This is a genomic window from Nonomuraea sp. NPDC003804 (assembly GCF_040610675.1).
Classification (GTDB): Bacteria; Actinomycetota; Actinomycetes; order Streptosporangiales; family Streptosporangiaceae; genus Nonomuraea.
In genome coordinates, this window is sequence record NZ_JBEXMT010000023.1 from 117,421 (window position 1) to 129,936 (window position 12,516).

The 12,516-nt window shown below is 68.3% G+C and carries 9 protein-coding genes and 1 pseudogene; 7 read left to right on the forward strand and 3 right to left on the reverse strand.

Going from position 1 to position 12,516, the window contains the following annotated elements:
• Positions 1 to 768: 768 nt before the first annotated feature.
• Positions 769 to 1,641, forward strand: coding sequence for a hypothetical protein (locus tag ABZX22_RS29240; protein WP_354914724.1), 873 nt, complete (start codon positions 769 to 771; stop codon positions 1,639 to 1,641).
• Between the two features lie 190 nt (positions 1,642 to 1,831).
• Positions 1,832 to 2,674, forward strand: a complete 843-nt coding sequence (locus ABZX22_RS29245; RefSeq protein WP_354914823.1) for an integrase core domain-containing protein — start codon at positions 1,832 to 1,834, stop codon at positions 2,672 to 2,674.
• Here ABZX22_RS29245 and ABZX22_RS29250 read toward each other — a convergent pair.
• The gene (locus ABZX22_RS29250) at positions 2,650 to 3,033 is read right to left on the reverse strand and encodes a helix-turn-helix transcriptional regulator (protein WP_354914726.1); all 384 of its coding nucleotides are present in this window, start codon (positions 3,031 to 3,033) and stop codon (positions 2,650 to 2,652) included. The two genes, ABZX22_RS29245 and ABZX22_RS29250, sit on opposite strands and share 25 nt — an antisense overlap.
• 297 nt (positions 3,034 to 3,330) lie before the next feature.
• Here ABZX22_RS29250 and ABZX22_RS29255 point away from each other — a divergent pair, with 297 nt between their 5' ends.
• The 4 genes from ABZX22_RS29255 to ABZX22_RS29270 all read left to right on the forward strand — a co-directional run bounded on the left by ABZX22_RS29255 (position 3,331) and on the right by ABZX22_RS29270 (position 9,723).
• Entirely contained in the window at positions 3,331 to 3,522 is a 192-nt protein-coding gene (locus tag ABZX22_RS29255) for a hypothetical protein (RefSeq protein WP_354914728.1), read from the forward strand.
• Between the two features lie 78 nt (positions 3,523 to 3,600).
• A complete protein-coding gene (locus ABZX22_RS29260) occupies positions 3,601 to 4,938 on the forward strand; it encodes a lanthionine synthetase C family protein (RefSeq protein ID WP_354914729.1) in 1,338 nt (445 codons plus the stop codon).
• A 5-nt stretch (positions 4,939 to 4,943) separates the two neighbouring features.
• Positions 4,944 to 7,946, forward strand: a complete 3,003-nt coding sequence (locus tag ABZX22_RS29265; protein WP_354914731.1) for a lantibiotic dehydratase — start codon at positions 4,944 to 4,946, stop codon at positions 7,944 to 7,946.
• Position 7,947: 1 nt separating this feature from the next.
• On the forward strand, positions 7,948 to 9,723 hold the full coding sequence (locus tag ABZX22_RS29270) for an ABC transporter ATP-binding protein (protein ID WP_354914732.1): 1,776 nt from the start codon (positions 7,948 to 7,950) through the stop codon (positions 9,721 to 9,723).
• Positions 9,724 to 9,754: 31 nt separating this feature from the next.
• Here ABZX22_RS29270 and ABZX22_RS29275 read toward each other — a convergent pair whose 3' ends face one another.
• Positions 9,755 to 10,960 (reverse strand): erythromycin esterase family protein, encoded by a 1,206-nt coding sequence (locus ABZX22_RS29275; protein WP_354914734.1) that lies wholly within the window; start codon positions 10,958 to 10,960, stop codon positions 9,755 to 9,757.
• Between the two features lie 282 nt (positions 10,961 to 11,242).
• Here ABZX22_RS29275 and ABZX22_RS29280 point away from each other — a divergent pair, with 282 nt between their 5' ends.
• Positions 11,243 to 11,545, forward strand: coding sequence for a hypothetical protein (locus ABZX22_RS29280; protein WP_354914736.1), 303 nt, complete (start codon positions 11,243 to 11,245; stop codon positions 11,543 to 11,545).
• Between the two features lie 43 nt (positions 11,546 to 11,588).
• Here ABZX22_RS29280 and ABZX22_RS29285 read toward each other — a convergent pair.
• Positions 11,589 to 12,368, reverse strand: a pseudogene (locus ABZX22_RS29285) (transposase family protein).
• Between the last annotated feature and the right edge of the window lie 148 nt (positions 12,369 to 12,516).

Sequence of the window (12,516 nt, forward strand, 5' to 3'; positions counted from 1 at the left end):
GGACCGCTCAGCAGGCCCGTAATCTCTTAATCGACCTCGGCGCCCGACTCGAACCAGCCCTGACCGCCTGAAACGAGTTAACCAGCAGAGTCGTACACGCTGTTGGTTGCTCGGGCTGCTCGGTGCAGGTAGCGAATTGGTTTTGACCAAAGGCTGACCTATCGCGCTGTCCTAACTCGGCCCTTCTGGCCGGTATTTAGATAAGTGGCAGGGATGAGTTCGCCCGCCGGATTGGGGGATCCGATGGTGACTGTACAGCTCAGCCACTTCGCCGAATCTCGATGCGGTGCCCTCCCATGCCAGCGGAGACCGCCGTCATGTGATCAGGGCGTGGCCTCTGCGTGAGGCGTCCGCCGAACCAGACAAGCCCAGCACGCCCCAGGCTCGGCCGGAGTGTGCGCCGGGACATGTGACCAGCGGATATCGCTTGACATGGGCGGTGACGGTGAGCGTCGATACCGACCACCCGTACCAGCCGGTGGCCCCGAACGTCCCCACTGCGGCCCCATAACGGGCCTGTACGGGCCTGTACGGGCCGACGGGGCCGCCCTCCGGCCGGGGCGCGGCAATCCCCACTCCGGGCCGCCGGACGGCGACCGCACGGTGATGGGCCGGGTACGCCGATGCCGCCGTGGCGTCCTGCCCCGACCATACCGGCACCGACGGCGCTCGGCGGGGGCACGGGGACGGGGAAGCGCCGCAGGAAGCGCGACGTCGAGCAAGCGGCGACGCGAGGTCAGCGAACAAGGGAAAGGTATGACAGCGACGATGAACGGAACCACCTTCAAGACGTGTTCCTGCCGGGACGAGGCGACCGGCAGGAGACTGGGCAAGGCCAGCCCGAAGCTGCGCCGCCCGGGCAGCGGCGGAGAGTGGTGGAGCAGCACCCACGGCCGCTGGGCCTACCAACTAGAGCTGCCCGCGCACGCTGACGGGCGGCGACGTAACCCGCTACGCCGCCGCGGCTTTGCCGCCTTGGAGGAAGTCGAAGCCGAGCTGGAGCACGCCCGCGCGCTACTGGCGCTGGATGAGGACCCGCACATCCAGCGGAAGATCACCGAGCTGATGCTGACCACGCTCACGGACACCAAGGCGCTGCCGCCGGCGGAGGAGGTGCGGCGCAAGGTCCGCACCCGTCAAGACCTCAACCCCACCGTCACGGTCGCTGAATGGATGCAAGAATTCCTGCGCCGCAAGCGGAAGATCGATGCCACCACCCGCCGCTCGTACGAGGCGCACATCCGCCTGTACTTCACCCCCTACCTCGGCGACATCCGGCTGGACCGGCTCCGAGTGTCCGATGTCGCGGGCATGTTCGATGCGATCGAGGAGTTCAACGACGTCATTACCACAGCCCGCGCCAGCGGCGACCCAGAGCAGCGAGCTAGGGTGCGGTACCGGCGGCCGGTCGGCCCGGCCACCATGCACCGCATCCGCGCTACCCTCCGGCACGCGCTGAACATCGCGATCAAGCAGGACCAGCTGATCGACTTCAACCCCGCCGCGGTCGTCGAACTCCCCGACGCCGACCGCCCCAAGGCACTGGTATGGACCGACGAACGCGTCGCCGACTGGAACCGCCACCTGCAAGACCGGCTGGCCGCCGAACAGCAGCGGCGCGAGACCTGCCCCAGGTCATGACCATGTGAGGACTTCGCTTGGCGGCGCGAGCTCCGGCCACCCAGAAGAGGGAACGCGTACGGCAGGATGATCAGCCGTGCTCCTTCGCCTGGCCTACCTCACCGTCACGAACACGTTCGCCGCGCTCCTGACCTCGCTGCCCCGTGAGCTCCTGCGCTGACTGCAACTCCTCGTCCGCCCGAACACCGTCCTGCGCTGGCACCGCGACCTGATGAAACGGCGTCACGCCCGTACCTGCCGACCGAAGCGGCCTGGGCGCCCGCCCACGGTCCGCTCCATTCGCGCTCTCATCCTGCGCCTGGTTCGGGAGAACCCCGACTGGGGATATCGGCGAGTGCATGGTGAGCTCGCCACACTCGGCATCAAGGTCGCGCCGTCCACGGTCTGGGAGATCCTCAAGCAAGAAGGCCTTGATCCAGCCCCCCAGCGGGCATCCACCACATGGGCCGACTTCCTGCGCTCGCAAGCCGCCCTACTGGCTTGCGATTTCATCGAAATCTTCACCTTAAGCGGGCAGCGCCAGTACATCCTGGCCGTCATCGAGCACGCCGGCAGGCGCATTCGCGTGTTGGGCACCACCGCTCACCCGACCGCCGGCTGGGTGATCCAGGCGATCAGGAATCTCGTGATGGACCTGGAGGATGCGAACTGCCGGGCACGCCTTCTGATCCGAGACCGGGATGGGAAGTTCCCCGCCCTCATGGACGAAATCCTCGCCGACGCAGGCCTCCAGACCGTACTCACCGGTGTCCGGATGCCGCGAATGAATTCCATCATGGAGCGGTGGGTGCAGTCCTGCCGCCAGGAACTCCTGGACCGCTGCCTGCTCTGGAACGAACGCCACCTGCGGCACGCCCTACGCGAGTACGAACTGTTCTACAACCGGCACCGAGCCCATCAAACCCTGGCCCAAGCCGCCCCGCTGCGTACTGTCCCGGACCCGATCACGGATCCAGAGCGAATCACCGACCTGAACATACGCCGACGAGACCGGCTTGGCGGCGTCCTTCACGAGTACTCACATGCCGCTTGAACTGCATGGATGGAATTTTCGGCAGGCGCAAGATGGGTGAATGTCGTATCGGCGCGGGTATCCGGCTCGCCGATCTCCGCCATCGCGTCGCAGGAGATGCTGTAGCCGTAGGAGGCCAGGCGCGCGTGTACGACGGAGCCGAGTTCGAGCTTGGGCAGAATGGCGGCCAAGTGGGCGCGGATGGTCCGGTCGCGCACGTTCAGCCGGGCGGCCATCTCGCGGTACGACCAGCCCGCCGCCAGCAGCAGAAAAACTTCGAATTCCCGCGGAGTGAGCAGACGTAATTGCGCGATGCGTAATCGCCAGCAGCCATGTCCGATGACGCCGGGCTCCACTGATGGTTTCGCATCGTGCAGCACACGCTTCTCCTTACGTCATAGCCAATGGATCGGCTGGTGCGGCCTGTCTCGCCGGCGGGACAACAACGAGCGCCGGTGAACGACGGGTACGCGTTCGGGGGGCCGGGTACTGCCTGGCCTCTTCCTCCCGAGTATCAATGGAAAGAAGTGCAGATACCTCTGGATTCTGAGTTTCGGATATCGGCATTACTGACAATAGCTTGTGGCTCGTGAATCGGTAGACCATCGTTTTGTGCGAGGCGCGCATCGCACGAATCTTTCAGAGTCCGTCCAAAAAACTCAGTGATAGGGGTAACAGTGGCTGACGACGCCTTTAACCTCGATGTCCGGGTCACCACGCCGGCTGCCGGCGCGGACCCGGCGGACCCGGCCAGCATCACCATCGTCACCCGGCTGGCCTGCACGAGGAGCTGGGCCACCTGCAACGTCTCGTGTACCTGCGTGTGCACCGGCACCTGCACCATTTTCTGCGTGGCGGACAACGAGTAACAGCCGATATCCGGGGTTCCGCCGTCTGCGGAGGACGGCGGAACCCCGCGCCAAATGTCGTTCGAGAGATGGGGAAGCATGCCGCCAACCGAGACCATCACCGGTATCTGGCCGGGCGTGGGTTCAGGGCCTTCCGCGGTTCGGGCCCGAGAGCTGGCTGAACTCGTCGTCCAGCGGATCGGGACCACTGACGACGTCCTTCGCCATGTCGCCCGGGCTGCCGGTCAGGCGACCTATCCCGCGGGGTGGTACCCGCCTTCGCTGAGCCACGGCAGCGCCGGGCTGGCGCTGCTCCATCTCGAATCGGCCCGCGCCGGGATCGGCGAGCCGGAGCGGGCCTTCGACGCCGTACGAGAGGCGGTGGCCGCCACCGCCACCGACCCGTTGCAGAGCGCCGGGCTGTTCGGGGGGACCTCCGGGCTGGCGCTGGCAGTGGCCGAGTGCGCCCGTCTCGAACCCCGGTTCCGGCCCAGCCTGGACAGGTTGCACGACCAGCTCGCGCGGCAGGTGCTCGACACGCAGTGGCCCAAGATGGAGCGGCACCTCGCCGACGAGCACTACGACCTGATCAGCGGCGCCGCGGGAATCCTGGCGTACCTGGCCTCGATCGAGGAGCCCGGTCAGGAGGTGCGCCGGGCGGCCGGTGAGCTGGCCGGCTTTCTCATCTGGCTCAGCCAGGCGGCCGATGACCCCGGCGTCCCGCATCGCTGGCTGCTGACCCCCGACTATTACCCGCCCATGAGCAACCACCGGCAGCAATACCCCCACGGTTATCTGAATCTGGGCTTCTCCCACGGAGTTCCCGGCATCGCCGCCGCGCTCGCCGCCGCCTGGGGGGCGGGGATCAGGGAGCCGGGCACGAGGGCGGCGATCGACGCGCTGACCTCGTGGATCCGCGGCACGCAGGGCCAGGACAGGTTCGGCCCGGTCTGGCCGGAGGGCGTCGCCGTCGACGAGCGCGGCGTCGAACTGTCGTCCCACACTCATTGCGATCAGCTCGCCTGGTGCTACGGCACGGCGAGCGTCAGCGCGGCGCTGCTGACCACGGCCAGGTGCACCGGTGACGCGGAGCTGCTGAAGGTGGCGGTCGAAGGCTTCGAGACGGCGCTCGCGCGTACGAGAGCGGCGGCCTGCGCCTCGCCGACCCTGTGCCACGGTCACGCCGGCATCCTGCTGCTCTGTCTCGACTTCGGCGAGGTCAGCGAGCGCGCCCGGGAGATGGTGCCGGTGCTGCTCGACGAGCTGATCGCCTATGGCGACCCGGCGCTGCCACTGGTCTTCGTCGATCAGGAGCGGACGGGCGTACATGTGGACGACCCCAGCCTGCTCACCGGCGCCATCGGGGTGGCCCTGGTCCTGCTGGCCGCGACCGGTGATCGCCGCCCCGGCTGGTTCCTGCCCTTCACCGCGCGGTGACGGTGATGGCCCGCTACGAAGCCGCCGAGTTCTTCCTGCTCAGAGCCCCGGCCCTGCCAGTCGGGACCTTCCGGGAGCTGATGGCCGATCCCGAGCGCCTGCTCGCCCTCGCCCGTAATCCCTACGTCCGCCGGGCGTTACTGGTGGCCAGTCCCGATCTGGTCGCCGCCGTCGATCGCGGCGACCTGACCGCGCCCGGCAAGGCGGAGCGGGTTCGCTCGCGGCTGATGCGCTATCTGATCAGAATGGCCACCAGACCGACCCCCTTCGGGGCGTTCTCCGGCGTCGCGATGGGACTGTTCGGCGCGCGGAGCACCGCCGCGCTCGGCTCGTCCGCCATCGCCAAGGTACGGGTCCGCGCGGACATGGGCTGGCTCATGGCCCTGATCAAGAAGATCGAGCAGGACGAGGTACTGCTGCCTCACCTCGACGTGGTCGCCAACGCCACGCTCCACCGCGTCGGCGACCGCATGGTCCTGCCCTACGCCGACGTCTACGGTGAGCAGGACAACCGTGCGGTGCGCATCCGCGCCACCCCCGCTGTCGACCTGGTCGTCTCGACCGCCGCGACTCCCGTGCCGTACGCGACCGTCGTGAGCGAGCTGGCCGCGGCCTACCCCCAGGTGCCGGCCGAGACCGTGACCCGGCTGGTGCGCGAGTTGTGGGACCTCAACGTGCTGACCAGCGACCTGCGGCCCCCGCTCACCGAGCCGCATCCCGAGCAGCACCTGCTCAAGCGGCTCATCGGCGTTCCCGAGGCGGCCTCCGTCACCGAGCCCCTGGAGGAGATCGTCGATCTCGCGCGGGCGGCGGACGACACGGCCGGACTCATCGCGCTCGAGGCGGCCCAGCGGCGCCTGCTGCCGGAGTACAAGCGGCACACCTACCAGCTCGACGCCGCGGTCAGCGCGCGTGAACCGTACCTGTCCGCCGAGGTGGGGAGCGCTGTGGCCGGTGCCATGGACTGCCTGATGCGGCTGGCCGGCACCGCTCCCGACCAGCTCCAGCACATCGCCGAGTACCGCGACGCCTTCCTGGAGCGCTACGGGCACGAGGCACGGGTGCCGCTGCTGGAGCTGCTCGGCTCCGACGGGGGCATGGAGGCGCCCACCGGCTACACCGAGCCTGCCCGTAGCTACGACCTGCGCTCCGCGTCCAGGCCCGAGAGCTCCCGCTATGACCGTGTCATCTCCGAGCTGGCCGCGCACGCCTGGTGGACGGGCGCCGATGAGGTGGAGCTCACCGACGAGTGGGTGGACCGGCTGGCGGGCAGCGCGTCCGCGCGTCCGCCGCTGCCCGCGGTGGACGTCTTCGCGCAGGTTAGCGCCGCGAGCCTGGACGACATCGACCGGGGCGACTGGCAGGTCGTGCTGTCGTCCGTCGGCCTGGCGCCCGGCGGCCGGACGTACGGACGCTTCTTCGATTTGCTGGACGACGGCGCTGAGCAGCGGCTGCGCGAGTACGCCCGGCGTGAGGAGGCGTTGTTCCCCGACGCGGTGTTCGCCGAGCTGGCCTACCTGCCCAGTCGCGGCAGGTTCGGCAACGTCGCGTTCCGGCCCCTGCTCCGGCCGTACGAGGTGCCGATCAACACCACTCCCGCCGTCTCTCCCGATCGGGTGATCGACCTGGCGGACATCATGGTCGGGGCGACGGACCAGCGCATGTACCTGTGGTCACGGCGGCTGGGCAAGGAGCTCGTGGTGACGCAGAACCACATGCTCTCACCCGCCGTGGCGCCGAACATCAGCCGCTTCCTGATCGAGGTCTCCCAGGACGGCTTTCTCCTGCCGATGGGCTTCCGCTGGGGATACCTGGAGGCGGCGCCGTTCCTGCCCAGGGTGCGGCGAGGCAAAGTGATCCTGCGGTCGGCGCAGTGGACCGTGCGCACGCTGGGCGAAGACTGGCGTGAGAAGTGGCGCGTGCCTCGCCACGTCCTCCTGTGCGACAACGACAACAAGCTGCTCCTCGACCTCGACAACCCGGCCGCCGAGGCCGAGCTGCGGCGGGAGATCGACCGCACCGGTCAGGTCGTGCTGCAGGAGCTGCGGCCGGATTTCGACGGGCTGTGGCTCAGGGACGAGCAGGACCGCCCGTACACGGCGGAGATCGTCGTTCCCGTCGTCCTCGAGGAGGCGCCGCGCAAGCGGCGCATCAGCCCGCAGCCGGACCTGCCCGCCCAGCGCTTCCTGCCCGGCGGCGACTGGTCGTTCCTCAAGGTGTACGCCGCCTTCGAGCGGCACGACGAGATCATCGCCGGCCCGCTGCGGGAGCTGGTCGCGGCGCTGCGCGCGGCCGGCCTGATCGACCGCTGGTTCTACATGCGGTACGCCGATCCCCGCCCGCACCTGCGGGTGCGATGCCGGGGGGCGGCCTCCGAGCTGTTACCCGCGCTCACGGCCTGGGGCAGCGATCTGGTGCGGCGCGGGCTGGCGAACGATCTCCAGGTCGCCACGTACGAGCCCGAGCTTGCGAGATACGGCGGCACCCGAACGTTCGACCTGGCGGAGCGCTTCTTCGAGGCCAACAGCGACGTGACCGCCGACCTGATCGCCAGGCAGCCGGACATCCAGGCCGAGCACCTGGCCGTGGCCACGGTGGACACCCTGTGCGCGCTGTGGGGGCTGGCTCCGATCGAGCGGATAGCCGCGGTTCCCGCCTACAGCGGTGAGGACGATTCGCACCGCCGGTTCCGCGAGCACCACGCGTACCTGTGCGAGCTGCTGGTGCCGAACGAGCGCCGCCCGCACGCCCAGGGCCGCGCCGACCGCGAGCTGCTCGCCGCCGTCCTCGGCCCGCAGGGCCCTGCGGCGCGGGATGTGGCGGACGCCGTGCGCGCGGCGGCGGCCGATGGCGAGCTGGCAGGTACGGAGCAGCAGGTGCTCAACACTCTCATGCACATGCAGATCAACCGGCTGCTGCCGATCGACCTCAACCGGGAGGGCCGCTGCTACGCGTTGTGGCACCACGCGTTGCGCGCGATCCGCGGACGCCTCGTAGCGGAGGCCTGACATGAACTGGTGGTGGCTGACCAAGCTGTTCTGGCGGCTGAGCCCGGCCAAGGTCACCGGATACGTCTTCGTGACGCTGCTCTCGGCCACCGTGCCCGGTGTGCAGGTCGGCATCACGGCGAGCGCGGTGCAGGCGGTGGTGGACGCGATCGGCGGCACCGACGCCTCACCGGTGCTCACGATGGGGCTGCTCCTGCTGGGGCTGACGATGTTCCAGCACGTCGTGTCCGCCGCGGGCCAATACCTCGACACGGTGCTGCGGCTGGAATTGTCGGCCAAGGTCAGCGAGCTGATCATGACCAAGGGCATCCGGCTGGACCTGCAGCAGTACGAGGACTCGGAGGCCTACGACCAGCTTCAGCGCGCCTTTCAAGAGAGCGGCGGAGGCCGGGTCTACCGGCTCATGACCGAGCTGATCAGCAGTGCCCGCGACACGGTCACGTTGCTGTCCGTCAGCGTGGTGATCTTCTCGTGGAGTCCGTGGATCGCGTTGCTCGTGCTGGTCTCGCCGGTGCCCTCGATGCTGGCGTACCTGAAGTACGGCAAGAAGACGTACGAGATCGAGTTCGCCAGGGCGGCCGACCGGCGCCGCATGTTCTACTACCAGTACCTCGCCACGACCGACCACTCCTACAAGGAAGTCCGGCTGTTCCAGCTCGGGTCGTTCCTGCTGGAGCGTTACCGCGGGCTGATCCACCGGTTCCTGCGCGTGGACCGCGATCTGGCCCGCAACCAGTCGCTGGTCACCGGCTCGCTGGGCCTGATCAGCGCTCTGACGGCGTCCGGCGCGCTGTACTGGGCCATGTTCGAGACGATCGGCAGCGGGCAGATCGGCCAGCTCGCCGGCTTCATGCAGGCGGTGGGAGTCGTCCAGGTGTCGGCGCTCAGCGTGCTGCTCAGCGTCAGCGGCATGTACGAGAACACCCTGTTCATCGGCAACCTGTTCAGGTTCCTGAAGCTTCCCGAGCACCAGATCCGCGGGGGCGACCTGCCCTTCCCCGCCAAGCTCCGGCACGGTATCGAGTTCCGCGACGTGACCTTCGTCTACCCCGGCACCTCGGTCACCGTGCTGGAGCAGGTGAGCTTCGTCATCCCGGCCGGGCAGTGCGCGGCCTTCGTCGGGCCCAACGGCGCGGGCAAGACCACGATCGTCAAACTGCTCGCCCGGCTGTACGAGCCGACGAGCGGCCAGATCCTCGTCGACGGCGTGCCCATCGAGCACTACGACCTCGACGACCTGCACCGGAACCTGGGGGTCATCTTCCAGGACTTCATCAAGTACGACATGACGGTGCGGCACAACATCGGCTTCGGCCAGGTCGGTGCGCTCGACGACGACGAGCGGATCAGGCAGGCCGCCGTACGCGGGGGCGCGGAAGGCATCGTGGACGCGCTCCCCGGCCGGTACGACGCCATGCTGGGCCGGCACTTCGAAGAGGGCAAGCAGTTGTCCGGCGGGCAGTGGCAGAAGATCGCCCTGAGCCGGGCCTTCATGCGCCAGGCTCCGATCGTGGTGCTGGATGAGCCGACCGCGGCCATTGACGCCGAGGCGGAGGCCGAAGTGTTCGGCCGGCTGCGGGAGATCTCCCAGGGCGCCACCGCGCTGCTCATCGCCCACCGGTTCTCGACCGTGCGCATCGCGGACAAGATCCTGGTGATCGACGGGGGCAAGGTGACGGAGGAGGGCACTCACGAGGAGCTCCTGACGATCGACGGCACCTACGCCCGCCTGTTCCACCTGCAGGCCGCCGGTTATCTTCCGGAACCGGCGGCCTGAACAGGCGGACCACGGCGGGTCCGGCCGGCTGTCACAGGGGGGTGGACCGGCTGACCTGCCGCAGGAAGGCGAGACCGTCGTACTGCTCAGCCAGGACCGTCGGCATGAAGGCGAGCTTGGCGGTCAGCCGCCCGGCCACCCCGCCGAAGCCCCGCGTGTGGTTGGTCGCCGCCAGCCAGTCGGCCACGGGCTCCGGGCGGTCCCCGCCGCGCAGATCGACCACGTAGTCGCCGGGGGAGGCCGCGGCCAGGCGGCCTTCCACGACCCGCGGCGTGTCGACCAGCGGGATGCGGAAACGGGCCGGCGGCTTGCCCCGGACCAGCCTGCCGAATCGCTGCCTATGGGCGCGGAACTCGCCCTCGCCGAACAGTACCCCGAGCGCGTAGTACTCCTCGCCGAACTCCCGGGCCAGGTGCGACCCCGTCGCGGGCACGCCGCCGCCGCTGTACGCCCCCTTCATGATGTGGCCGTTGTGCGCCCACACCACGACCTTGGCGTCAGGCTCGGCCATGAGCCGGCTGACGTTCTCGGCCATGTAGCGGTCGCGGACGACGCCGAGCGCTTGCAAGTCGGCGGCGGTGCGTGCCTTGCTCGCCACGTCGGCGGCTTGCCGCACGATCCGGGCGTGTTCGCGGGCCTCGGCGAAGCCGTGCGCGGCCACGTACTCCTCGAGGCGCCGGGCATCCGCCTCGATCCGCGGGTCCAGCGGCTTCCACGGCCCCTCCAGGCCCGTTCGCTTCAGGCCGTCGAGCGGGTCGAGCAAGGGGGCGGCGGACTCGTCCAGGACAGCGCGCAGCGCCTGGAGCGACGCCACGGCGTACTGCGGGTCGATCCCCACAACGCGGACCGGATGCGCGGCGGTGCGGTTGTGCTCGCGCAGCCGTTCGATCACCGTCAGCATCTCCGTGGTGTTCCACGTCCAGAAGCCCAGGCCGGCCAGCACCTCACGGGGATCGCCCGTCCCGTGGCGGACGTACTGGTCCAGGGCCAGCGACGCCGCGGCGCTGGCCTCGATCGCGAGTGTGGTGAAACTCAGCTCTTTGCTGAGAAATTCCATTAACCGCCATCTGACCTGGAAGAACTCCGCACTGCCGTGCGTGGCCTCGCCGATCCCCACCAGGCGGACCTTCTTCAGAATGGCCCGCAGCGGCTCAAGCTCCGCCGGCTCGGAGTCTGGTTGGAGGCTTCCGAGTGGAATCGCCCGGTCGGCCAGCCACACTGCGACATCGTCAGGCATGTACGAACTCCATTCGGTGATGACGCACCAATTGTGTCAAGGTTGGAGTGGACGCCCGCCAGGGGCGGCAAGCCGCCATCCATCGGGAGGATGAACTTCATGAGTTCCGACAAAAGGCATGAGGATGACAAGCCACATCTGGATGGCATGTTTGGAGAACTACTCTCGTTTTGGGCATTTGGCCCCAATGCTGATGCATCTGAGCATAGTTACCGATACCATCCCTTAAAGCTAGTAATCTGGACAATGGCAGCGATCGGCATTTCGGCCGTGGTTTCGGCCGTGCGGCTCGCCCTGTTCGGCGAGCCCACGGTGGGATGGGCGGTGGCGCTGTTCCCGCTGGTGCTGCCGCTCACCGGCGCGTTGGCGCACCGCCCGCCCCGATACGTCCCCGGCCTGGTGGCGGGCCTGGTGGCGGGCCTGGTCACGGCACTGCTCCTGGGGATCGACCTCGGCTCGTCGCTCAGCTCGTTCTGGACGGGGTTCGCCGCCATGTGCGCCGGCTTCCTGATGTGCTCGGTAGTGTTCGCCGCTGTCACCTGGCCGAGGCCCGCACCTCCGGACGAGGACCTCGGCAGTCGATAGTCACCCCGCACGCTTCCGTCACGGATCTCGCATTGAACGTTTTTCATCCTCGGGCGGCGTGAGCGACACAGTGGTTCTGAAGGACGGCGATGGCCTTGCAGAGGTGGCCGGCCTTGGAAGGGCTGCAGCGTAGCTTTCGGAGGATCTTCCAGCCTTTGAGCTAGGCGTTCGCGCGTTCTCCGGGCCCGCGGAGCCTGGCGTGGGCGCGGTTGGCCCGCTTCCGGGATTCGGGCTTGTTCTTGCCCTTGTACGGGGTGATCAGCGGTCCCTCGGCGCCCTGGTAGCCCTTGTCGGCCAGGGTGACGATCCCTGCCCCCTCCAGCGCCCGCAAGATCCCCCAGATGCGCACGGCGCTCAGGTCATGTGTCTTGCCCGGCAGCGCCCCGGACGTCCACAGGATCGTCCCGTCCGGAGTGGCGATGACCTGGATGTTCATCCCGTGCACGCGGTGCTTGCCGGAGAAGTAGGGCCGGTCGGCCTTGATCCGGTCGGCGCGGATCAGCATGCCGTCCAGGACCAGGTAGTGCAGCCCGTCCCGCTTGGCCTGCCGTAACGCCTGGCCGAGCTTCGGTGAGCGCACCGACAGCAGCGCCACCGTCTCCTCCAGATGCCGCCACGCGGTCGCTGTCGACACGCCGAAACCGGCGCCGAGCTCGCCGATCGTCTCCCCCTTGCGCAGGTAGACCAGTACCAGCAGGGCTTGTTGTCCCGGGTTGAGCCGTCGCCATGGCGACTTGATTGTCTTACGGCGCCGCCGGACGATCCCGGCGACGTAGTTCAGAGTCTGGGACGACAAATCGACGGCAGCACGATAGAACAGCATCCGAAGCCCCTGGTTGCGACGGTGTATTGTGGTGATCAACCCGTCTACCAGGGGTTTCTCTATGTGGTCAGGCGAACGCCGACCTTGCGATCACGCTGTGACCAACGCTCCGCTGCCAGGGGATGAAAACGTTCAATGACGTCGAGAA

Bases quoted from the DNA above. Each gene is read 5' to 3' on its own strand.
- ABZX22_RS29240 (WP_354914724.1), top strand. From the start codon at position 769: ATGAACGGAACCACCTTCAAGACGTGTTCCTGCCGGGACGAGGCGACC.
- ABZX22_RS29260 (WP_354914729.1), top strand. From the start codon at position 3,601: ATGCCGCCAACCGAGACCATCACCGGTATCTGGCCGGGCGTGGGTTCA.
- ABZX22_RS29265 (WP_354914731.1), top strand. From the start codon at position 4,944: ATGGCCCGCTACGAAGCCGCCGAGTTCTTCCTGCTCAGAGCCCCGGCC.
- ABZX22_RS29270 (WP_354914732.1), top strand. From the start codon at position 7,948: ATGAACTGGTGGTGGCTGACCAAGCTGTTCTGGCGGCTGAGCCCGGCC.
- ABZX22_RS29275 (WP_354914734.1), bottom strand. From the start codon at position 10,960: ATGCCTGACGATGTCGCAGTGTGGCTGGCCGACCGGGCGATTCCACTC.